16 protein-coding genes and 1 riboswitch are annotated in these 22,846 nt (G+C 71.5%); of the genes, 5 read left to right on the top strand and 11 right to left on the bottom strand.

What is annotated here, in order from left to right:
* From D473_RS0102315 to D473_RS0102330, 4 genes are all read right to left on the bottom strand, one after another.
* Positions 1-2,556: a ribonucleoside-diphosphate reductase subunit alpha gene (locus D473_RS0102315; protein WP_017607484.1), complete on the bottom strand. Its 2,556-nt coding sequence runs from the start codon at positions 2,554-2,556 to the stop codon at positions 1-3.
* A 158-nt stretch (positions 2,557-2,714) separates the two neighbouring features.
* Positions 2,715-2,905: riboswitch (cobalamin riboswitch) on the bottom strand.
* Positions 2,906-3,126: 221 nt separating this feature from the next.
* Positions 3,127-3,675 carry a hypothetical protein gene (locus tag D473_RS0102320; RefSeq protein ID WP_017607485.1) on the bottom strand — a complete coding sequence of 183 codons (549 nt, stop codon included), beginning with the start codon at positions 3,673-3,675 and terminating at the stop codon, positions 3,127-3,129.
* A gap of 27 nt (positions 3,676-3,702) precedes the next feature.
* On the bottom strand, positions 3,703-5,562 hold the full coding sequence (locus D473_RS0102325; RefSeq protein WP_026126522.1) for an NYN domain-containing protein: 1,860 nt from the start codon (positions 5,560-5,562) through the stop codon (positions 3,703-3,705).
* Positions 5,563-5,753: 191 nt separating this feature from the next.
* Complete coding sequence (locus D473_RS0102330) at positions 5,754-8,753, bottom strand: sigma-70 family RNA polymerase sigma factor (RefSeq protein WP_026126523.1); 3,000 nt, start codon at positions 8,751-8,753, stop codon at positions 5,754-5,756.
* 202 nt (positions 8,754-8,955) lie between these two features.
* On the opposite strand from D473_RS0102330, the gene D473_RS0102335 reads away from it, so the two are divergent.
* Entirely contained in the window at positions 8,956-9,681 is a 726-nt protein-coding gene (locus D473_RS0102335; RefSeq protein ID WP_026126524.1) for a hypothetical protein, read from the top strand.
* A gap of 1,723 nt (positions 9,682-11,404) precedes the next feature.
* On the opposite strand, the gene D473_RS0102345 is transcribed toward D473_RS0102335, so the two are convergent.
* The 5 genes from D473_RS0102345 to D473_RS0102365 form a co-directional block, all read right to left on the bottom strand.
* Positions 11,405-12,331, bottom strand: coding sequence for a hypothetical protein (locus tag D473_RS0102345; RefSeq protein WP_017607487.1), 927 nt, complete (start codon positions 12,329-12,331; stop codon positions 11,405-11,407).
* Positions 12,332-12,344: 13 nt separating this feature from the next.
* Entirely contained in the window at positions 12,345-13,670 is a 1,326-nt protein-coding gene (gene eccD, locus D473_RS0102350) for a type VII secretion integral membrane protein EccD (RefSeq protein ID WP_017607488.1), read from the bottom strand.
* Between the two features lie 70 nt (positions 13,671-13,740).
* Positions 13,741-14,718, bottom strand: a complete 978-nt coding sequence (locus D473_RS0102355) for a TNT domain-containing protein (protein WP_017607489.1) — start codon at positions 14,716-14,718, stop codon at positions 13,741-13,743.
* 54 nt (positions 14,719-14,772) lie between these two features.
* Complete coding sequence (locus tag D473_RS0102360) at positions 14,773-15,075, bottom strand: pore-forming ESAT-6 family protein (protein WP_017607490.1); 303 nt, start codon at positions 15,073-15,075, stop codon at positions 14,773-14,775.
* A 70-nt stretch (positions 15,076-15,145) separates the two neighbouring features.
* Positions 15,146-15,475 carry a hypothetical protein gene (locus D473_RS0102365; protein WP_017607491.1) on the bottom strand — a complete coding sequence of 110 codons (330 nt, stop codon included), beginning with the start codon at positions 15,473-15,475 and terminating at the stop codon, positions 15,146-15,148.
* Positions 15,476-15,930: 455 nt separating this feature from the next.
* Here D473_RS0102365 and D473_RS0102370 point away from each other — a divergent pair, with 455 nt between their 5' ends.
* The 3 genes from D473_RS0102370 to D473_RS0102380 all read left to right on the top strand — a co-directional run bounded on the left by D473_RS0102370 (position 15,931) and on the right by D473_RS0102380 (position 21,209).
* Positions 15,931-19,929, top strand: a complete 3,999-nt coding sequence (locus tag D473_RS0102370) for a type VII secretion protein EccC (protein ID WP_017607492.1) — start codon at positions 15,931-15,933, stop codon at positions 19,927-19,929.
* A gap of 355 nt (positions 19,930-20,284) precedes the next feature.
* Positions 20,285-20,551, top strand: a complete 267-nt coding sequence (locus D473_RS0102375) for a hypothetical protein (protein ID WP_241474688.1) — start codon at positions 20,285-20,287, stop codon at positions 20,549-20,551.
* Positions 20,552-20,741: 190 nt separating this feature from the next.
* On the top strand, positions 20,742-21,209 hold the full coding sequence (locus D473_RS0102380; RefSeq protein ID WP_017607494.1) for a hypothetical protein: 468 nt from the start codon (positions 20,742-20,744) through the stop codon (positions 21,207-21,209).
* 22 nt (positions 21,210-21,231) lie between these two features.
* Here D473_RS0102380 and D473_RS0102385 read toward each other — a convergent pair whose 3' ends face one another.
* Together D473_RS0102385 and cutA are read right to left on the bottom strand one after the other, a co-directional pair.
* A complete protein-coding gene (locus D473_RS0102385) occupies positions 21,232-21,816 on the bottom strand; it encodes a hypothetical protein (RefSeq protein WP_017607495.1) in 585 nt (194 codons plus the stop codon).
* Positions 21,813-22,154, bottom strand: coding sequence for a divalent-cation tolerance protein CutA (cutA, locus tag D473_RS0102390; RefSeq protein WP_017607496.1), 342 nt, complete (start codon positions 22,152-22,154; stop codon positions 21,813-21,815). Before cutA ends, D473_RS0102385 begins: the two co-directional genes overlap by 4 nt.
* 136 nt (positions 22,155-22,290) lie before the next feature.
* On the opposite strand from cutA, the gene pyrE reads away from it, so the two are divergent.
* Positions 22,291-22,824: an orotate phosphoribosyltransferase gene (gene pyrE, locus D473_RS0102395; protein WP_017607497.1), complete on the top strand. Its 534-nt coding sequence runs from the start codon at positions 22,291-22,293 to the stop codon at positions 22,822-22,824.
* Positions 22,825-22,846 lie beyond the last annotated feature (22 nt).

Below are 22,846 nucleotides of genomic sequence, written 5' to 3' on the forward strand. Positions count from 1 at the left end.
TCACTGGCAGGCCTCGCACTCGGGGTCCTCGATCGAGCAGGCCTGGTCCTCGTCGACCTCGAACCCGTCCTCGGCCGGTGCGGCGCCCGACGATGAGTTCGGGGACGGCGAAGGCGACGGGCTCGGGGACGGCGAAGGCGACGGCGCCGGTGAAGGGGCCGCCCCGGGCGTCGGCCCCGGGGTGGCCGAGACCGCGTTCAGGCGGCCGTCGGTGCCCTTGATGGTGCTCTTCTCCACGTGGGTGGCGCTCTGGGAACGCAGGTAATACGTGGTCTTGAGACCCGAACGCCAGGCGCGCCGGTACAGCTCGTCGAGCTTGCGGCCGCTGGGGCCGGCCATGTACAGGTTCAACGACTGAGCCTGGTCGATCCACTTCTGGCGGCGGGCCGCGGCGTCCACCAGCCAGTCCGGGTCGACCTCGAACGCGGTGGCGTACAGGGCCTTGAGGTCGTCGGGGACCCGGTCGATCCCGCCGAGACTGCCGTCGTGCAGCTTCAGCGCCGAGACCATCTCCTCGTCCCACAGACCGCGGTCGCGCAGGTCGCGCACCAAGTACTCGTTGACGACCGTGAAGTCGCCGGACATGTTCGACTTCACGAACAGGTTCCGGTAGACGGGCTCGATCGACTGGCTGGCGCCGGTGATGTTGGCGATGGTCGCGGTCGGGGCGATCGCCATGACGTTGGAGTTGCGCATGCCGCGCTCGCGTACCCGCTCACGCAGTGTGTCCCAGTCCAGCGTGCTGCCGCGCTCCACGTCGAGACCGCCCCCGCGGGCCTCGTCCAACAGGCTCAGGGAATCCAGGGGCAGGACCCCCTTGCTCCACAGCGATCCGTCGAAGCTCTCGTAGGAGCCGCGCTCCTCGGCGAGTTCGGAGGAGGCCTCGATCGCGTGGTAGCTGATGAGCTCCATGCTGTGGTCGGCGAAGTCCACGGCGCCCTGCGAGGAGAACGGCAGTCGCAGGCGGAACAGCGCGTCCTGGAACCCCATGAGCCCCAGACCCACCGGGCGATGGCGCATGTTCGCGCGCTCGGCCTCGGGGATCGTGTAGAAGTTCACGTCGATGACGTTGTCGAGCATCCGTACGGCGGTGCGCACGGTACGGCGCAGGCGCTCGCGGTCGATGCCGTCGGGGCCCACGTGCCGGGCGAGGTTGACCGAGCCCAGGTTGCAGACCGCGACCTCGTCCTCGCTGGTGTTCAGGGTGATCTCGGTGCACAGGTTGGAGGAGTGCACCACACCTGCGTGCTGCTGCGGCGAGCGCAGGTTCGAGGGGTCCTTGAACGTGATCCAGGGATGGCCGGTCTCGAACAGCATGGTGAGCATGCGCCGCCACAGGTCCACCGCCGGCACGCGCTTGAAGACCCGGATCCGTCCGGCATCGGCCTCGGCCTCGTAGCGCTCGTAGGCCTCGGTGAAGGCAGGACCGTAACTGTCGTGGAGCTCGGGCACCTCGTCCGGGGAGAACAACGTCCACTCACCGCCGTCCTCGACCCGGCGCATGAACAGGTCCGGCACCCAGTTCGCCGTGTTCATGTCGTGGGTGCGGCGCCGGTCGTCACCGGTGTTCTTGCGCAGATCGAGGAACTCCTCGACGTCGATGTGCCAGGTCTCCAGGTACGCGCACACCGCCCCCTTGCGGCGTCCGCCCTGGTTGACCGCGACGGCGGTGTCGTTGGCGATCTTCAGGAACGGAACCACACCCTGGCTCTTGCCGTTGGTGCCGCGAATGTGCGAGCCCAGGCCGCGGACCGGGGTCCAGTCGTTGCCGAGACCGCCCGAGTACTTCGACAGCTTCGCGTTGTTGCTGATGCCGTGGAAGATGCCGCCCAGGTCGTCGCCGACCGTGGTCAGGAAGCACGACGAGAGCTGGGCCCGCACCGTGCCGGCGTTGAACAGGGTCGGTGTGGAGGCCATGAAGTCGAACGAGGACAGCAGCTCGTAGAACTCGATCGCGCGGGCGTCGCGGTCGTCCTCGTTCAGAGCCAGCCCCATCGCGACCCGCATGAAGAAGACCTGCGGCAGCTCGTAGCGCACGCCGTCGTCGTGCAGGAAGTAGCGGTCGTAGAGGGTCTGCATCCCCAGGAACGTGAACTGCTCGTCGCGGTCGGCCTGCAGAGCCGCACCGAGGCGGGCCAGGTCGAACCGGGCGAGGTCAGGGTCGAGCTGGCCCAGGGCGATGCCCTTGCGCACGTATGCGGCCAGGTGGTCTCCGTAGCGCTCGGCCATCTCGGACTGGCTGGCGGTGTCGGGGGAACCGGTGACGTGGGTGAGGGCCTCACGGCGGAGCTTGTCCAGCAGCAGGCGGGCCGCGGCGAAGGAGTAGTCGGGGTCGGCCTCCACGAAACTGCGGGCGGCCATGACCAGCGCGAGCTCGACCTCGTCGTCGGAGATGTCCGGGTAGAAACCGCGGCGGGCCTCGGCGAGCACCCGCTCGGCGGAGGCCCCGGGCAACCCCGCGCAGGCCTCGGCCACGACGCTCTCGATCCGGTCGGCAGCCGCAGGGGGCGCAGCGGTCCCGGCGGCCTCGGGCACGGCCTGGACGTCAAGGGTCATAGAGCGGCTCCAACCTCGTATCGGTTTCCCTGCGGGGACCGGCGAGGAGGAGGCGCGGCACACACCGGCGGGACCTGCTGCACCCGGGGCGCAGCGGTCGTGGGGACCGGTGCCGTCGCGGTGAGCTCGCCCTCGAAGCCCCCGACATCCGCACGCGTCGCACGCGTGCACCGATGGCAGGTCTTCGGACTCACGGGCGGCCTACACGACCATCGCTTCCCGGGCCACACCGGACCCAGTGCCATTGACGGCCTTCGTTCCCGTTCACCGCTGCGGGGCAGTCCCGGACTCACACCGGGTTCCCTCTCGCCTCACCCACGTGGGGTGAACCATCGGCGGGTCAGATACTACATCTGGGGGAAGGCAGTTCGGAACGTCCCAAGATGATCGCGTGTCACCCTTGGGGCCGCACATCTCACACCGCCTCTTCCAAGGCAGCACGGCACACGGCCGGCAACGGTTCGGAGGAAGGACCGTTCAACCGGACCGCGGGCGCCGGGGCCCTGCCCCCCGCACCGGCGCGCACCCGGCGTTCGGACAGGGCCGACGGGGCCTGCCGCACAGGGGCGTTCAGATCGAGCGGTCGAGGTCGTCCTCGTCCAGGTCCAGGTCGGAACGGATCCGGAACCGGATGCGCAGCAGTTCCTCGAACAGGTCGCCACCGTCCTCGGGGTGGCTGCGCGCGCCGGAGGTGGCCCACCATTCGGCGCCCTCGAGGTCGCCGTGGGCATAGAGCACCTCGGCGATGTGCAGGTAGGTGGGGAGCCCGTCGGGAACGTCCTTCTCCAGACGCCCCAGGTGGGTGTGGGCACGTTCGATCTCGTCCATCTGCAGGAGTGCGCCGGCGCACAGGGCCCGCGGGTCGATCACGGTGTGCCCGCCGTCGTCTATGGCGCGCTGGTAGGACGAGCAGGCCCGTTCGTACTCTTGGGCGATCTCCCACTGCTCGCCGGCTCGCACGAAGAGCTCGGCGCGGGTGATCTCGCTCGCGGCCTCGGCACGGTTGGCCAGGTCCTGCAACTGCGCGGCGACCCTTCCGTGCTCACCGGACCTGACAGCGTCGAACTCCAGCCGGTCGAGCTCGGCCGTCGTCACGTGGATCACCCGCATCGCCCCCATGCCCTCCTCGCACTCCACACACCGGGGTCAGGGCCTGGCACGCTCCAGTGCCTGCCAGAACCCCTGACGCAGTCCTTCCCGGACCTCGTCGCGCAACAGGTGGTCGACAGGCAGTGCGGACCCCTGGAGCAGACGCGCCTCCAGGTCGGAGGGCATCCGGGGCCTGCGGGCGAGGACGGCCTCGACCCACAGGGCGGGCGCCTCGCGCGCGATCGACTCCGCGAAGCCGCTTCCTTCCCCGTGCGCGACGTGCACCGCTTCCTCAACGGTATGCGCGGCGGCCGCCCCGTGTTGCGGATATCCGGGAGCGGACCCGGATTCCTGGTAACCGGGCCGACCGAAACCGGCGTCGTGGTCGGGACCAGCAGGTGACCGCACCCCGCTCGCGGGGGTGGGCCCGCCGCCGTGGGCGGCCTCAGTTGCCGTACTGGTCCCATAGGTAGGGTTTGTGTCGCCCGCACCCCCGTAACCAGGGTTCTCGCCGGTTCCGAACCGCGGATCCTGCGGCGGAGGGGGCGCGTCTCTGGGCGGTGGCGCGTGGCCCGCCTGTGACTCGCCGGCGAAGGAGGGCTGCGGACCGGTCCCGGGCGCGAACGAGGGTTGTGGCCCCGTGCCCTGTTGATAGGCCTGTTGCGGCCCGGTCATCGGGTGACCCTGGGGCGGCCGGCCGGGCACACCGTAGATGTTGGGGTCGGTTCCCTGCATCGACGGCTGACCGCCGGTGGAGGCGTACCCGGGTTGGGCACCGGCCGGAGCCGGACCCGGCGGCGCGGGGTGGCCCCGCTGGACCTGGTGCTGTGGGTACGCGTTCTGCCGTTGGTGCTGCTGGGGCGCTTGCTGATGCTGGGGCGCTTGGTGCTGCTGGGGCGCTTGCTGATGCTGAGGCGCTTGGGGGTGCTGAGGCGCTTGGGGGTGCTGGGGCGCTTGGTGCTGTTGCTGCGTTTGCGGCGGCTGGGGCTGTTGCGGGTGGCCCGCGCCGGGGTACGAAGCGCCGGGGTAGGCACCGGTCCCACTGGCCGGGGCCTGCTGGCCGGAGGGGAAACCGTTGGCGTCGATCCCGCCCGAGGGCTGCCCCTCGGCCGGACCCGCGAGATGGTCGCCGCCGCGCTGCTCGGCTATGGAGCGGCGCATGGCACGCAGCTGGTCCATCGCGCTGCCCTGGTGTGACGGGCTCCCGCCGGTGCCGGCGAACATGGCCTCGAGCCCGCCGGTGGAGGGGGCCGCCACTTCGACCTGCTCACCGCCGGTCCGGGCGGCGACCGGGTGCCGCGGGGCGTCGGGGGCCGAGCGGGCCTGGCCGTTGGCGAAGGGCGCGGTGGTCTTGGCCGCCTCCTCCTGGGCTGCGGCCCCGCCGCTCAGGAGGTTGACGTGCGGCCGGAGGTGTCCCGCGCCGATCTCGATGAGGTCGTCGCACTCCCGGCGCAGGGCCCGGGAGATGGTCCAATTCCCCTCCACGGAGATGTGCACGACGGTGACGCGCACTCCCAGGTCCTGTACGTCGGCGACCACGGAGGACATGTCCTCGTCCCCGCTGACCAGTACGGCGTCACACAGGACACCGGTGCGGGCCAGTGTGGTCAGGTCACGCTGGACGTAACTCTCCACGCCCTCACGACGCCCGGGTCTGATCCTGACACCCCGGAACTTGATGCCGGGGATGTCCGCGATGCCGTCCTGTTCCTGGGAGCGCCGCTCATCGGCGACCGCCTCGTACCAGTAGCAACGCAGCAGCGGCAGACCAGTGCGGTCGCGGGCCACCTCGTTGAGGAACTGGACGAGTCCGGCATAGTCCCAGGAGACGGAGTCCCGATTCCGGGTTCCGTGCACGGCCATCGCGCCGTCCGCGAGAAGGTATCCCGCGTCGACGAACAACGCGCAGCGGTCCACGACACCGCCCCCTTCCCTTTCGTCTGAGGGTCATCTCCATGACCGGAGCTCAGCCTAACCAACTCTGTTTGCTTTTGCCTGCCACTTGTAAATACATACAGTTATTGGATGACTACCCTGGGATTGCTTTTCGAGGTGTGCCGAACCGGAGCCCCCCAGGACCGGGACGTACCCCGGCCTCGGAATCGGACTCAGCGACGCATCGGCGCGTCGAGAGCCACTGCCCCCACCACGACCGCGTCCTGATCCGACCGGATTCGGATGTCCGTATCCCGACCGACCACAGGGGCGAATCGGGCCACGTCCGTCCCGAACGTGAAGGGGTCCCCGACCGCGCCGCGCGATGAGGAGACGAAGGCGTTGTCGGCCGCCCCGTGGTGGCCGCCCACCGGGGCGACGGGGCCGCCGTCCACGGTGACCTGGTCACCGCCCAGATCGGCGTCGCCCTCCCAGGCCACGACGTCCATGTCCCCCTGCACCGACGAAGGCAGCAGGCCCGAGACGGGGAAGTGCGCCTCCGAGGCCCCCTCGAAGACCGTCACCGTGTCGTCCAGAACCATCGTCTGGCTGTACACGTCCACCGAGGGGTCCTCGAGCACCACGACCAGACTCCATCCCGCGTAGACCCCTCTGCCTTCCGAGTACGGCGTATCTGCCACCCACCACTCGCCGGGACCGTGCTCGGCCACCAGCGGGGTGACATCGGCGAAGGCCTGATAAGCGCCGTACCCCGGGAGCTGGACGGTCGAATGCTCGCTCGCCGCCACCGTCTCGTAGGACCCCATGCCGGGCCCCTTGACCCGTGCGGTGGGCTCGGACGGTTCTCCGGAACCGGAGAAGTACAACCCGGCCCAGAGAACGGATCCGCCCCCGGGCATCTGCCATTGCGCGGAGCTGGAGGCCGAGGTGGCGGGGTCCGCGTCGCGGTCCAGGGCAACCATGTCCCAGTGGTCGTTGTCACGGTGGTCCCCGCCGCGTTCGCGGGCCTCGGCACAGGGACCGGGGCCGTCTCCGTCCTCCTCGTCCGGCCCCTCGGCGGGTGGCTCCTCCCCCGGGGCGGGGGCGAGGTCGTCCTCGGGAGCAGGGGACCCCTGGCCGTCCCCGGGCTCGGGCTCCTCGGATACGTTGCCCTCGCCGGGATCGGGCAGCTCCGGCGGTTCGGGGGACTCGGGCGCACCCGGGTCCCCGGGCGCACCCGGGGACCCGGGCAGGCCGGGTCCGCTCCCCTCCTCCGGGGCGGTGCCGTCCTCTCCCCCGCCGTCGGGCCCGGTCGCGTCGGGTTCGGCGGGGGCACGGCTCAGGTCCCCGGTGTCTCCGGGGGCCTCCGGACCGGGGTCAGGGGCTTGCGTATCGGGAGCCTCGGGCACCGGCACGTCCTCGGGGACCGGGCCTTCGGGGAGTTCGCCCTCGGGCAGGGCGCCGGGGCGGGGCCATTCCTGCAGCGGCCACGGCCACCAGCCCTCGGGGGCCTCCGGTTCCACACACGTCATGAGGCTGTTGCCCACGGCCTGGGAACTGACCTGGCCTGCGGCGGCGTACCGCGCGGCCACGCCCTCGCTCCCCACCCCGCGTTCCCCGTCGACGGTCACGGTCCTCTCCCCCGAGGTGACGGTGACCGACCCCGGGGAGTCGAGCTGCGCGTCCGGGGCCACACGTACGTCCAGGAACTGGGTGGCGTTCTCCCCTTCTCCGAGACCGGGCAGTACACACGTGCCCTCGCCGGCCCCGGAGGAACAGCTCCAGTCGCCCGTGCCCGACAGGGTCGGCAGGGCGCTGCCCGCGCCGCCGGTCTCGACGAGGCTCACACCGGGCGGGAGGGTGAAGTCGGCGGTCACGTCCCCCTGCGTGCCCTGGCCGACGTTGCGTACGTCCAGGGCCATGATCCCTTCGGAGCCCGGGAGCAGGGAGCCCACGGGGTCGACACCCGCGGCGAAGACCGGGAGCTCGTCGTCGACGGGGACGTCCTCCTCCGGGACGTCGGCCGGAAGTACCGGTTCCTGGGGCGGTCCCGGTTCCTCCTCGGGGTCCTCGGGCGTCTCGGGGGCCTCAGGCGTCTCGGGGGCCTCAGGCGTCTCGGGGGCGTCCGGGGCCGGGGGCTCCTGCTCCTCGGGGGCCGAGGTCTCGGGTCCCTCGTCCTCCTGTGGTGGCGTGTCGGGGCTGTCCGGCGCCTCCGGGTCGTCCGGACCATCGGGCTCGGCAGGGGCCGGCGGGTCCTCCCGGGGGGCCGAGTCCTGCGGCGCGGAAGCGGACGGCGGATCCTGCGGGACGGGGTCCTCGGCGCTGACCAGGGCCAGGGCGACCGAGGCGGCCACGGCGGCGGCGGCCGCACCCGCGGCAGAGGCCTGCTGCCTGCCGCGGGACAGACGGTTCCACCCCACGCCCGTGACCGCGCCCGGACCGGCAGCGAGGTACCCGGCGGCACCGGCTCCGGCGAAGATCGGCAGCACGATCCCGCGCAGTCCGACGTTGACGTCCATCAACTCGGCGAAGACCTCACGGCAGTGTCCGCAACCGTCCAGGTGGGTGTCGACCCGGCCGGTCTCGCGTTTGGCCAGTCCCCCGCGCACGTAGGCGCCCAGCAGGTCGATGATGGGACGGCACGCCTGGGGTGCGGCGCCGCCGGCCAGGTGCATCTGCAGGTAGGCCTGGCGCAGCCCTTCACGGGCCCGGTAGGCGAGCGCCGCGACGCCGTTGGCCTTCATACCGAGCAGGGGACCGACCTCCGCCGGCCTGGCCCCCTCGATCTCGGTGTGCCACAGCACGGCCTGCCACCGTTCGGGCAGGGACAGGAACGCGCGGGCGATGAGCGAGCGCTCCAGGCCCTCCAGCGCCGGATCCACGAACGGCTGCCCCGGGGCGACACTCTCCATGTCCTCGGTGACCACCTGCCGCTTGTCGCCGCGGCCCCGGTCGTGCGCGGCGTTGCGTACGGCGGTGAGCAGGTAGGGGCGGAAGGCGTCGGTGGGGCCGCCTCCGCGCTGGATCACGCTGAGCACACGTGTGAAGGCCTCGGCGACGGCGTCGTCGGCCTCGGCGTCACCGCGCAGGAGTTGGCGGGCGAGCCCGCGGCCGGCAACCGCGTGCCGTTCGTACAGAACGGCGTAGGCGCCGGTGTCGCCGTCGCGCACCCGAGCGATCAGCTCGGTGTCACCGACCAGAATCTCTGCGTCATTTCCTCGGGCGTCGGTCACCCAACGTCCTTTCTTCGGGGGAGCCTTCACAGACCGGGAGAGGGGGGTTCGGCGCCAGGTGAGGGGGCCGACACTCAATCTTCTCGAACCTTCTCGAAAAAATATCCCGTATCCGCGTCATGGCCGCCACCGATCTCCGTAAGTCGGGCGAAGGAGGCCTCGACGGAGCCGTCGAGGTGAGCGAACGACCTGGGGGACAGCCGTGGGCGAGACAGACGTGGACACCGGGATCCGGGCCCTTGGTCTGCGCGCTCCGTGGGGACGCCGCAGCCGGGCGAGGGGCTGGGCCCCGCCGGAGGACTGGTGGACCCCGGCCGTGGACGCGGTGTGCGCGGCACACCTCGACGGCAGCGACCTGACCGGCCCCTGCGCACGTCTCGGGTCGGCCCGCGCCCGTGGCGGCATCGGGGTCGGACAGAGCCTGATCGACCTGGCCGCCTTCACCGACGTCGCCGGGTGGGACGCCCCGCCCCTGGAGCTCCTCCGTGCCCTGGCCGAGGGGTGGGCGGACGCGGGACGCGGCGCCGACACCTGTCAGGACCCGCTCACCGGGCTGGCCAACGACGCCTACCTGCGCACCCGCCTGGCCGAGCTCTACCGCTGCCCGGAGGAGAGCGAACCGGCCGCCGCCCACCACAGGCTGCTCCTGGTCTCGCTCGCTGCCGGGCTGGATCCGTGGCGGCGCACCGCCCGCCTGATCGTGCTCGGGCACGAACTCGGCCGGTTCTTCACTCGCGGCGAGTCGGTGTGTGTGCTCTCACGCGGCCGTGTGGCCGCGCTGGTGCCCACCTCCCCGACCCTGGCCGCGGAGGTGTCGGCGCTGCGTTCGGGGCTGTGCAGCGACACGGGCGCTTCGGTGTGCGAGGTGGCGCTGCCTCCGACCCACCGGGAGGCCGTGACCCTGCTCGACATCCTGGGAGGCAGATGACCCACTGACGCCGTCCGGCACGGCGCGGCCCGCATCGAGGGGAGCGAGGCCCTGTGTCGGACGGTCCAGCCGGCCGCTGTTCCCAAGAGGGGAGAGGAACAGCGGCCGGCCCCACCGGAGCGCGGTTCCGGGCCCTCTGGCCCCTGACGGGGCGGCCCGTGAACCCTCCGGAGAGGGGCGCCCCGGGGCGCCCGGGGACGCGTCGGCAAAGGGGAGGCCGGCGCGTCCCCTCTTTTCGTACGGCGGGTGGGATCAGGAGGTCTCGAGGTTGACTCGTCCACGCGTGGCCCGGAAGAGCGCCCGTTTCCACGGCGTGCCCGGGACGGGCCGCACGGCGACGATGCGTTCCTCCAGGCCTCCGGGGGCGGGCGTGTGGAGCTCCTCAGCGGTCGGCCCCGGCTCCGTCCCTCCGGGCTCCTCCGGCGCGAGGGTGCCGGTCCGGTCAGGGAGGTACGGGGCCGCCCCCGGGCCCGCCGGTGGCTCGGAAAAGGCCACGGGGGCGGCGTCCTCCGGGGGCTGCGGCACGGTTTCGGGGGCGGCCGGCGCAGCGGCGGGGCCGGCATGCGCCTGCGGGCCGTGCGTCTTCCCCGGTCGATCGGTGTTCTGCGTCCCGGCGGCGTTCTCCCCTGTGCGGCGTTCGTGGTCGCCCACGGGAAGGACACCGCCTGCGGAGGAGCCCTGCGAAGGCTCCGGGTGACGACCGTCCTCCTCGTTGGTCCAGGCACCGGTCAGGTGGGAAGGCTGCGCGTGCGCCGGCGGCGTCTGTGCCGCGTGGGGTGGTGCCGGAGGCACGGGAGGAGCCGGTGGCACGGCAGGCGGCGGGGGCGCCTGCATCGGCCAAGGGGGCACGGGTGCCCTGGGAGGCCCCTGGGGTGGTCCGGCCGGTGGCCCGGAACGCGGTCCGGCAGCACGTGGGGTCCCGGAGAGAAAGGCCTCGACGACCGCGTCCTGGGCAGACGTGGCGGGCGCCGGGCCTCTCGGCGCGGACGTCGGTGTGCCCTGCCCCTGCGCGTGCGGCCCGCCCTGGGGGTAATGCGGACCCGACGGCGGCCCCTGCGGACGCTGCTGCGGACCCGACGGAGCACTGTAGGGGCTCTGCGGACCCGACGGCGGCCCCTGCGGCGCGCCCGAGGGCCCCATCGACGGACGCTGCTGCCCGGGATGGCCGGGATGGGGTGGCCGGGCCCCGGGGTTCGGTGGCCGGTGCGGGGACGGGCCGGCCTGGCCCTGCCCCGGCCCCTGGCCCTGTGGCCCTCGGTGGTGCATGCCCGGGTTCTCAGGAGGCCGTTGCCCACCAGGGTTCGGGGCGGTGGGCGGAGCGTGGCCACCCGAGCCGCGTACCCACCCCGGCGCGGGAGCATTCGGGCCGGGTGCCCCCGGGGCCTGCGGCCTCGTGCCTTCGCCGTCCGGAGCAGGTGCCCCGGGCGCTCCGTGCGTGCCGTCCCGTGCCGTACGAGGACCCTCCGGCTCGGGTTCGGGCGCGCTCAGTCCGGGCACGGAGGCACGGTCCACGTGGACGGTCTCCTCCGAGTCCGCCCCCTCGGCGCCCGCCTCCGGGCGCACGGGTGGCGCCGTTTCCTGCGGGGGTGTGCTCGGGCCCTCCCCCCGGTCCGCGGTCTCCTTCCGCGCAGCCGGAGGACGGCGGTCCTCACCGCCGGCCCCGTCGGTGTGCCCGTGCCACAACCCGGCCGGTCCACGCCGACGGGGCGCCTTGTCCTCCTCCTCAGAGGGCATGTTCCTGCCTCCCTTCACCGTCCTGGCGGGCTCGTCCGTCGATCGCGCATGCCAGGGCCTGGGCCGCCGTCTCCAGGACCGTGCTCTGTGTGGCCTCCCGGATCCGCCGGGTACGCACGGAGATGCCCTGGGCCACGTGGCGATCGTGCGCCAGCCGTAGGACCCCGGCCCCGCTCCCGGCGATGATGCGTGCGGTCCGGTCGGCGTCGAAGCCCGGGTCCTCGGCCCGTTCCTCCTCGCAGAGCAGGACGACCGTCCGGGCCAGTTCCTCGTCGCGCCCCCCGGTACCGGACGCCCCGGAGCCGTCGGCCTCGTCCAGGACCCGCCCCACGGCTCGGGCGCCCTCTCGTGTGGAGCGGGCGACGAGTACACGCGCATGGGCCTGCGCGCGTGCGGCGGTCACGAAGGTGCTCTCGCGCGGCCCTTCCACGAGCGTCACGCCGAAGAACCGGGACAGCGGCAGGAGCCCGCGCAGGTGGGCTTCGCCGTCGTCGGGGTCGGTGTTCACGGTCCACAGGCGGTTGCCGGCCCGTCCGATGCTCTTCTCGGCGGCCTCGAAGGAGGCGGTGTCCAGCCCGGAGCCGAGGGTCCCGGGGGCGTCCGTTCCCAAGCGCTGGGCCAGGGACGGTTCGGCCGGTGAGGCGCCCACGGCCAGGACCCGGTCCCACCGGTAGTGGGCCAGAGCGCGGGCCATGAGCGCGGTCACGGCTGCGCTCTCGGCGCCGTGGAGGTGTTCGACGACGAGGCGGCGCCCTGTGGCGGAGGACCGCTGGAGCCCGCGCGCCACCGTGATGGCCTCGGAGACCTCGTCGACCGGGCGGAAGGGCCTGAGCAGGGCACGCCCCGCCCTGCGCCCCCAGCTGTCCCCGGAGACGGGTCGGGGCCCGGCCGGCGTCGACGTGGGTGTCGCGGTCATCGTCGCTCCCCGGTCAGAAGGTTTCGATCAGTCGCTGGTAGGTGTCGAAGGCGCCCACGGCCAAGGGGACCAGCACGATGACGGCCACGACCTCGATACGTCCGGCGATGTTGCGGAGGCGGGCACGCACGTGCTCGGGGGGTTCGGCCGAGAGCACGACGAAGGGGATCGCGGCGACGGCGACGGCGATCCCGAGTGCGGGCCAGACCCCCCAGGTCTCGGCGCCGGCCCAGGAGAACAGGAAACTCGCGAGCACGACGAGGCCGGCCGCGGTCAGGGCGGCCTTCTGGGCGATGAGGGGGAAGAGGCGTGAGCGTCCGGCGACGACCACGGCGAGCACCGCGGAGACCCCCGCGGTCCACAGGCTGAAGTCCGCGGCCAGGACGACGCCGGAGACACAGGTGGCCACCGCGACGGCGAGGGTGGCGATGACGAGGCTGCGGTGGGCGCCGGCGACGGAGTCGAGTACATCGGTGCGGGCCACCTCCTCCCCTTCGGTGCGCTCGTCGTCGAGAACGGACAGGCCGGAGAAGACCAGCGCCAGGCGCAGCAGGACGCTGAGCAGAATCACGCAGGCCACCGCCATGACGACCGCGACCTGGCCCTGGGTGAGCCCGAAGGTGGAGCCGATCATCCAGACGGCGGTGAGGGCCGCACCGACCCCGCCTCCGGTGAGTCCTCCGCGGCCGAGCCCGGAGGTCAGGCCGAGGAGGAGCACGAGCCCGGAGGCGAAGGCGGCCAAGGACCCCCAACGCACCCACTCGGGCCATCCGAAGTGGTCGCAGGCCAACCACAGGGTCAGGGACCCCACAGCGGTGCCGCTCATCGCGAGGGCAGTGCCGAGGGCCTCCCGCCAGAGCACTCCGACGGCGGCGCCGGCAGCCACGAGGAAGACTGCGAGGGCTGCGGGCCACAGCAGGGCGGAGGTACCGCCGAGGCGCCCCTGGGCGAGGTGTCCGACGACCAGGAACAGCGCGACGAGGGAGACCGTGGCGGTCCAGCGCGCGGCCAGCGGGGTCCACCGGGCCCAGTGTTCGTCCAGGGCGCGGGAGACGGCCTCGGGCACTTCGTGCACGACGGGGGCCGGGACCGGTTCCTCGGCACGGACCAGGCGGAGCACGGCACCGTCGGTGATCTGGCGGTCCTCCAGGGACACCTCGCCGTCGAGGACGGTTCCGGAAGCGGTGACCAGGTGCCGGAGCCTGGCCGGGTCCGCAGGCCGGTCGCCGAGGAGCTCGAGCACCTCTGGCATGAGAGCGCCGACGGGCTCGTCGGCGGGCAGGACGGCGTCGACCCTGCGTTCCTCACCGACGAGCGTCACCCGGCTCCAAGCGGTCATGGTCGATTGCTCCTGCTGTTGCTGTGTCGTGGTCGTGCGGGCCCCGCCGGGCTCCCGGCGGGGCTGCGGGTCACTGGGGGACGTCGTTGACCGCGACACGCTCGACGTAGCCGTTGGCCACGAGCCAGCGGAGCGTGGGTGCGGGCGGCACGTCCGGGAACCCGGCGGTGTCCAGTGTGAAGCGCGCTCCCCCACCGGGGTTGCCGCCCTCGTCCGGGGCGATGGCGGCGGTCACCTGGAAGGGGTGCACGACCCGGTAACGGTGGTAGAGCTCGTCACCGTCGGCTCCGGTGCGCACGTGGTCGGGCAGGCCCCGTTCGGCGTAGGGGGTGCCGTCGGGATGGAGGTGGCGTCCGGCCTCGGGGCCGAAGGCGTCGACGTGGTCACCGGGTTCGAGCTCGTGCAGGTAGGAATCGCCGCTGCGCTGCTCGAGTCCTTCCTGGACCGCTTCGACGAGCTCCTCGGTCTCCTCCCGGGCCTCTTCCTCCTCGGTCGGGGAGAGCACGGCCGGCTCGGACTCGGTGGTGGCGAGCTCCTGGTAGAGCCAGCGGGCGGCTTCGTCCTCGGTGCCGAACTCCTCGTTGGTGCGGCCCTGGTCGAAGTCCATGACGGAAGCCTCGAGGTTGCCCTCTGCGCCCGGGGTGAGGAAGTAGTAGCTGGAGACGGTGCTGGGCTCGGGCCGCGGGTCGCCGGGCAGGACGTAGAGGTGTTCCTCGACCCCGGCCGCTTCGAGTTCGTCTCGGAGCATGTCCAGGGTGACCTGCTCGCCGACCCAGTCGCCGGGCACGGGTGGGACCGCGTTCTCCGCAGGGGCGGATCCGGCCTGCTCGCGTTCGAGTTCCTGGTCGCTGAGGGTGGTGGTGATGAAGGACCAGCCGACGCTGCCCGCGCACGCGGCGGCAGCGAGGCAGGCGCTGACGACGACCTTGCCGATGTTCTCGTCGAGGCGGCGCCGGGTGCGTCCGCTGCCGAAGAGCACCGCCTCACGCAGACGCTGGCGCCGGACCGCGACGGACTCCAACAACTGGTTGTCGTAGTCGCGGCCCACCGGCGCTCCTCGTCTTGGTCTCGGTCGGTGTGTGGTCGTCCTCGGTGAAGCCCGTCAGATGCTGCTGACAGCGTTACCGGCCCGGCTGAGGGTGTCCTGGGCCGTGGAGTCGTTCTTCTCCATGGTCTCGCGCAGCAGGCGGATGATCGAGCGGACCTCGTTGCCGCACGTGCCCCACTTCTGCTCGACCTCGCGGTAGGACTCGTCGACCCCGTCGGCCTCGAAGTCGGACATGGCGCTGTTGACGTCCACGTCACGTTCGCCGAGGAGCTCCTCCAGCCGGGAGGCGATCCGTTCGATGTTGCTCTGCACCTCGGCGGAGGCGGAGTCGTCGTAGGCCTTCTGTCCCGAGCTCATCGTCTCTCCTCAGTTCGCAGGGGTACGGGGTGCTGTTCGGGGCCGCGGGAAGGAACGCACGCGGCCGGGGTCACTTGAACTTCGCGGCGTCGAAGTTGGCCTTGCCCATGTCGCTGTTGGCGTCGTCGGCCATGGTCTCGTCACCGGTCCGGAAGGCCGTGTCCATCTCCTGCTGGCCCTGGTTGATGCGGCCCAGGCCCTGTTTGAGATCGGCCGTGATGGTCTCGGAGTTGTTCTTGAACGCGGCGAAGGCGGCCTTGCCCTCACCGTCGAACTTGCCCTCGAGGGGTTCGGCCGCGGCGATGAGGTCCTTGAGAAGGCTCTCCAGCTCCTCGCCGGATGAGCTGGTGTTCTTCTGGAGGACCGGCATGGTCTCTTCGTTGAAGCTCCACCGAGACATGGTTCACCTGCTCAGTTAGGGGGCTGCAAAAGCGGTCTCCGGTGACGGCGCGCGGAAGCGGCTCGCGAACCGCTGCACCTGATCACCGACCACAAATCATGTCAGGCGCCTCCGACAGTCGTGCGGGTGCCTCGGCCTCACCCTCCGCGCACGTGAGCCTCTCGGGAACCCGGGTTCACCTGTGCCGATAGGGCCGGGCACGGGCCCTCACCGGCAGTTTCTCGGTTCGCGGCCCACGGAGGGGCCACTCGAAAATTTAATCAAAATGACACAAAGCGCCAAGAACAGTGAAGAACTCGGCGCCCACCTTCACGAACCGCACACGGCCCGAGGCCGTCCCACCCCTGTGGGGCCGATACATCCCCGTCCCTCCCACGACGACCCCCGAGCCCCGTTTCGGTAGGCTTCCTGCGCGCCTGCCCGGCCCGCCTCCCCCGACCCCGAGAGGAACGCCGATGACGCTGAGGGTCGTGCACCGGCCGACACGTATCGTCTACCCGGCCCCAGCACAGCAGCCGCGCGAGGTGGAGGCACCACCGACCCTTCCCGACGGCAAGTCACAGCCCAACCCGCTGATGAGCATGCTGCCCATGGTCGGGATGATGGCGTCCCTGTCGATCATGATGGTCATGCGCAATCCGGCCTTCATGGCCGTCGGTGCCGTCCTGATGTGTGTGGCCCTCCTCGGCGCCGTCGTCATGCTCTTCTCCCGGCGGGGGCAGGTCACCCGGCAGCGCCGCAACCAACGCGACCTGTACCTGGAGTACCTGGAGGAGCTGCGCGAGGAGCTCAGCGGATGGGAGAACGGCACCCGCTCCCACGCCCGCCTCCTCGATCCCCCTCCCGAATCGCTGTACGACATCATCCGCGACCCCACCCGTCTCTGGGAACGCCGCCGACGCGACCGCGACTTCCTCGACGTGCGGGTCGGCGCCGGCATGACCTCCGGACGCCCACTGCAACTCGCCGAACAGGGCACCGCGCTCACCCCCACCGACCCCTTCATGCAGTCCGAGGCCCGCGCCCTCATCGACCGCTTCGGAGCCATCCCCGACATGCCGCTCCGGCTGCCCCTGGACATGGTCGGCAACATCAGCGTCGTCGGCGACCACGAGGACCTCATGCGCTTCGTGCGCGCCCTCGCCGCCCAGTTCGGCGCCTTCCACGCCCCCGAGGACGCCGGTCTGGCCGTCGCCCACCCGGAGGAGCGCGCCGAGGCCTGGTCCTGGCTGCCGTGGCTGCCCCAGGCGCTCGACCCGCAGCGCCGGGACAACGGCGTCGCCACCCGCCTCATCGCCCCGGACCCGCGCGAGCTGGGCTCCCTGCTCGCCGACGAACTGCGTGCACGCACCGACTTCGCCTCCGAGGTCCGCCGCGGCATGGGCCGCCGCGAGGCCTACCGGATGCTGCGGCGCCTCGTCGTCGTGCACGACACCCACGGCGAGGTCGCCACCGAACTCGTGCGCCCCGACCACGCCATCGACCCCGCCGACCTCGGCCTGACCGTCCTGCACCTGGTCGCCCGCCAGGTCGACGAGCCCGGCGACGTCAACATCCGGGTGACCGTCGACGGCGACGAGGTCGCCATCGAGGACCTGCGTGGGACCGATCCCGTGGTCTCCACCGGCACCCTGGACCACGTCACCCCCGCGACCCTCACCGGCCTCGCACGCATGCTCGCGCCGCTGCGCCTGTCCCCCGAATCCGTGGAGGAATCGGCCCAGGAGGGCGGCAGCATCGACTTCCCGTCCATGCTCGGCGTGCACGATCCGGGCGACATGGACGTTCCGCGCATGTGGGCGCCCCGGAGCGAACGGGCGTTCCTGCGTGTGCCCATCGGCGTGGACGACATGGGCAACCCCGTGGTGCTGGACCTGAAGGAGTCGGCACAGCTCGGTATGGGCCCGCACGGCCTGTGTGTGGGCGCCACGGGCTCCGGCAAGAGCGAAATGTTGCGCACACTCGTCCTCGCCCTAGCCGGTTCCCACCCGCCCGACCGGGTGAGCATGGTGCTCGTGGACTACAAGGGCGGTGCGACCTTCGCCCCCTTCGAGGACATGCCGCACGTGGCCGGCGTCATCACGAACCTGGAGGACGACGCCGCCCTCATCGAGCGCGTCCACGCCAGCCTCTCCGGTGAGGTCCAGCGCCGCCAGCAGGTGCTCCGGGACGCCGGCAACGTGTCCAACATCGGCGACTACCAGTACAAGCGCGAACAGGACCCGAGCCTGCCCCCGCTGCCGCATCTGCTGGTGATCATCGACGAGTTCGGCGAGCTGCTCACCGCACGTCCCGACTTCATCCAGTTGTTCCTGTCGATCGGACGGATCGGACGCAGCATCGGGGTGCACCTGCTGCTCTCCAGCCAGCGCATCGAGGGCGGCAAGCTCCGCGGGCTCGACACCTACCTGTCCTACCGGCTGGGTCTGCGCACCTTCTCCGAGGAGGAGAGCCGCACGGTCCTCAACACCCCCGACGCCTTCCACCTGCCCGCCCTGCCGGGTTTCGGCTACCTCAAGGTCGACACCACGGTGTACCAGCAGTTCAAGGCGGGCTACGTCTCCGGCCCCTACCGCGGTCCCGTGGCCGAGGAGGAGAGCGGGGACCAGAGGCCCGGGGTGCGCCGCTACACCGCGTTCAACCCGGACCCCGAGGACGAACAGCACGAGGAGAAGACGGCGGAGAGCGGCCCCTCCATGCCCTCGCGCACCACCGGTCCCACCCTGCTCGACGTCATGGTCGGCCAGTTCAACCAGCACGGGGACCGTACCCGCGCCATCTGGCTGCCGCCCCTGCCCCCCGCCCTCACCCTGGACCAGGCCACCGGGGCACCCGAGAACAGCGAGTACGGGCTGCTTCTGCCGGGGGAACGTGCAGCCATGCGGCTGCCCATCGGCACCCTCGACGACCCCTCGCGCCAGTGGCAGGACGTGTGGGAGCTCGACCTGACCGCCTCCGGTGGGCACGTGGCGGTCATCGGCGGCCCCCAGAGCGGCAAGACGACCCTGCTGCGGACCCTCGTGACCTCGCTCGCGCTCACGCACACCGCGGAACAGGCCGTCGTCTACGGCCTGGACCTGGTCGGCGGCGGGCTCCAGGCACTCAAGAACCTGCCGCACGTGGGCGGCGTGGCGCTACGCACCGACTCCGAGCGTGTACGCCGCACCGCCGAGGAGATGCGCGGGATGCTCGAGCACCGCCAGGAGGTCTTCCGGGACCGGGGCATCGACTCCGTGGCCCAGCTGCGACGCATGCACGCACGCGGCGAGGTTCCCGAGCTCGCCAGCGCCGACGTCGTCCTGTGCATCGACGGCTACGGCGCGCTGCGCCAGGACTTCTCCGAGATCGAAGGCATCGTCACCGATCTCCTCCAACGGGGCGGCGGTTACGGCATCCACGTCGTGGCGGGCATGCTGCGCTGGAACGACGTACGCATCGCCACCCAGTCCAACTTCGGGCAGAAGGTCGAGCTGCACCTCAACGACCCGACGGAGTCGACGATCGACCGCAAGCTCGCCGAGACCCTGCCCGAAGGTGTGGGCGGCCGGGCCCTGACCTCCGGAAAGCTGTTCGCCCAGACGGCGCTGCCCCGCTTCGACGGCGAGGCCTCCGACGAGGAACTCGGCACGGTCGTGGAATCGACGGTGCGCGCGATCGACCACGCCTGGGCGGGCAAGCGCGCACCCGAGGTACGGGTGTTGCCGACGTCGTTGTCGGTACGTTCACTGCCCACGTGGGAGAACGAGTCCAAGACCGTGCCGGTGGGTGTGGACGAACGTTCCCTGTCCCCGGTCGCGCTCGACCTGTTCGAGCGGGACCAGAACATGCTCCTGTTCGGCGACGGCGAGAGCGGCAAGACCAACTTCCTGCGCCTGCTCGCCGAAGGCCTCGTGGACCGGTACACACCCGAGGACGTCGTGTTCGCGGTCATGGACCCGCGGCGTTCGCTGCGCAACCTCGTACCCAACGAGTACGTGGGCGGGTACGCGAGCAGCCCGCGTGTGTGCGGGAGCCTGGCCACCGGTGTCGCCAAGGAGCTGGAGGAGCGCCTGCCCGACGAGGGCGACCCCGACTCGATGGACGTGCCGTCCTTCTCGGGCCCGCGCATCGTCGTCGTCGCCGACGACTACGACGTGCTCACGACCGCCGGGCAGAAACCGCTCGCCCCGTTCGTGCCCTTCGTCTCCAGCGGACGCGACATCGGCCTGCACTTCGTGGTGGCACGCCGCGTCGCGGGTGCGAGCCGCGGCCAGTTCGAACCCCTGGTCCAGGCCATGCGGGAGATCGGCACGAGCGCGCTGGTGATGTCCGGTGACCGCACCGAGGGCCAGGTCCTGCCGCGGGTGCACGCCTCGCCGCAGCCGGCTGGGCGCGGTCTGTGGGTCTCGCGCACCGGATCGACACAGCTGGTGCAGACCGCCCTGATCGACACCCAGGAGCACCGCCGTCCCTGACCACCCGGACCACCGGAAGCGCGGAATGTCCGAACCTTCGGGCACTCTGGTCCCTCCACACACGGTGACCGAACCTTCACCCGTGTGACCCCCGACCGAGGGGTCCCGTCTATGGCCCTCCGCGTTTGCCGGACCAGGAGAACACCTCGGCCAGACCCCGAGGAAGCGAAAAATGAGACCACCTGAGGCCGGTGGCATCTCCCCACAGGAAGAAGAAGACCTTCTCATTAAAATTGGAAAGACCCTCCTCCAGGGGGCATCCAAAGAACGGGCAAAAATTTCCTATGAATGGGATGGCCTAAAAGGATATTCCACCAACGGACTCTACCTGTATCCCTTGAACGGGGGACCGGAGATGATCCCTTCCCCCACAGTAATCAACGAAATCCAGCGCCTTCGCGCCGGCATGTACAAGCAGGGCCGCGGCACCTGGTTCTCCATGCACTACACCATCACCCCGCCCACCCGATACGACGCCACCTTCAACTACGACGACCCACCCGACTTCCTCATCCTTCCCATACCCCACGACTACCTCGACGACCTCGAATACTTCCCCCGAGACCCCGAACACATCCCCCACTGGCTCCGACAAAAAATCAACGAAGCCAACAACACCTGATCTCCTGAAATCCCATCGCACCCTCCTCGACCACTTGGCCCCGCGCCACAGATCTGCCGACAACTGAATCCGGCACCTGGCTCACGCATCACACGTGTCCACAGCCCCAGTAGTCTCCCCGCACGGCCGCGGGCGGCACCGCTTCCGCCCGACGGCGAAACAACCTCCGTACGAAATGAGGAGCCCCACCATGACGCAGGAACCGGTCGGCGGCATGACACCCATCGACGAGAGCCAGGCCCTCGTCGAGCTCGGGAAGGCGTGCCTGTCGGTCATCGGCCCCGATTGGAGCGAGGTCGTGCTCCAGTACGCGGCGGTCGCCGACCACGAGTCCGCCGAGCTGCTCCGACGCGCCTCCGACGGCAGCAGCAGCTCGGTGGAGGTCCCCGAGGGGGCGCTCGAGGAGGCCCGCCGCCTGCGTAACGGCATGTACAAGCAGGACACGGGGACCTGGTTCTCGATGCGCTACACGATCACCCCGCCCGGGTCCTACGGGGTCGACTTCGGATACGACGGCGAGCCCGGGTTCGCCGCACCGGTCCCTCCGGCTGCCTTCGCGCAGGACCTGGAGCGTTTCCCCCGGTCCGAGGAGCACACCCCCGAGTGGCTCGGACGGGTTCTCGCACGAGCCCAGGGCGGCGGGCCGCTGCGGGACTGAACCGCAGCACCCCGCCGCACTGTCAGCGCAGGGCGTGGATCAGCTCGGCGAGCGCGGTGCCGGCGTCCTGCGGATGCGCCTCCCGCACCGTCCATCCGCGCATCCCCGCGAGTTTGGCCACGTGCGCGAACGCCGGGTCCACGCACAAGTACCCGCAGGGTGCGTCGGGCCAGTCGGCGACGGTGGGCAGGGGTTCGGTGAGGAAGCCCTCCGGCGCCTCGGGCAGGACGGGCGCGGCGTCCTCGGGGCTCTGGCGGGCGGCGATGTCGGCGCGGGTGGGGCTGCCGGGTTGGGGCAGCCACGCGTCGACGAAGACGTAGGCGTGGACGGGACGGTGCGCGGCGCGCTGGGCCGCCCCGACGGCGCCGAGCAGGGGTCCGGCACCGCCCTCGGCGACGAGGGCGAGCGGGGCGCGCGGGTCCTCGGCGGGCAGGCCCCGAGCGGTCTCCAGACTGGCGCGGGCGACGTAGCGCGCGGCGTGAGGGGGCCTGTCGTCGTCGGGGATCTCGGGCAGGACCGGGGACAGGCCGCGCTCGGCCAGGTGGGGCGCGAGCGTGCGCAGCCGCCTGGGGGCGCCCAGGGGCGGGGGAAGGCAGACGGCGATCACGCCGTGCCGCCTGCCCGGGTCTCCTCCCGCACCCAGTCGAGGTAGGCGGGGTTGCCGCCGACGACGGGGACCGCGACGACCTCGGGCACGTCGTAGGGGTGGGCCTCGAGGACGCGGGCGGTGAGGGCGTCGAGACGATCGGCGGTGGTCTTGATCACCACCATCCACTCCTCGTCGTTCTGTACCTGGCCCTCCCAGCGGAAGAAACTGGTGATGGGGCCGCTGACCTGGGCGCACGCGGCGACCTGGTGTTCGATCACCGCCCGTGCCACACGTTCGGCCCCGTCCTTGGTGTCGACGGTGGTCTCGACCCGCACGGTGTCGTCGGACTGCGTCATGGTCACCCTTCCGGCCTGGGGTCCCGGCGTCGTTCCGGGACCTCGGTGTTCCAGTGCTGTGTCATTCGGGGGCTGCCCGTCAAGGAGTGTCGCGCCGGGGCGAACCCCGGCTGATGCGGCGCTAGGCTCACTGGTCATGAGCGAACGTGATGAACTCCTGCGCCAGATCAACGATAAGGCGGTCGTGCGCGGGAAGGTGACCCTGTCCTCGGGGCAGGAGGCGGACTACTACGTGGACCTGCGCCGGGTGACCCTGGACGGCGAGTCGGCGCCGCTGGTGGGATCGGTGATGTTGGACAACGTCGCCGACCTGGACTTCGACGCGGTCGGCGGTCTGACGCTGGGCGCGGACCCGGTGGCGGCGGCGATGATGCACGCGGCACACCGGCGGGGCCGGAGGCTGGACTCCTTCGTCGTGCGCAAGTCCGGCAAGGCGCACGGGCTGCAGCGTCGGATCGAGGGCCCGGACGTGCGGGGCCGCCGGGTGCTGGCCCTGGAGGACACCTCGACGACGGGCGGTTCGGTGATGACCGCCGTGGAAGCGCTGCGCGAGGAGGGTGCCGAGGTCGTCGCCGTGGCTCTGATCCTCGACCGCGGCGCCCGGGGGGCGGTCACCGCGCAGGGGTTGGAGTACCGGTCGGTCTTCGGCGTCAGCGACCTGGACGTCTGAGAGCTCCTCGGTCCGGGCCACG

Origin of the sequence: Nocardiopsis xinjiangensis YIM 90004 (assembly GCF_000341145.1) — a bacterium.
Taxonomy (GTDB): domain Bacteria; phylum Actinomycetota; class Actinomycetes; order Streptosporangiales; family Streptosporangiaceae; genus Nocardiopsis; species Nocardiopsis xinjiangensis.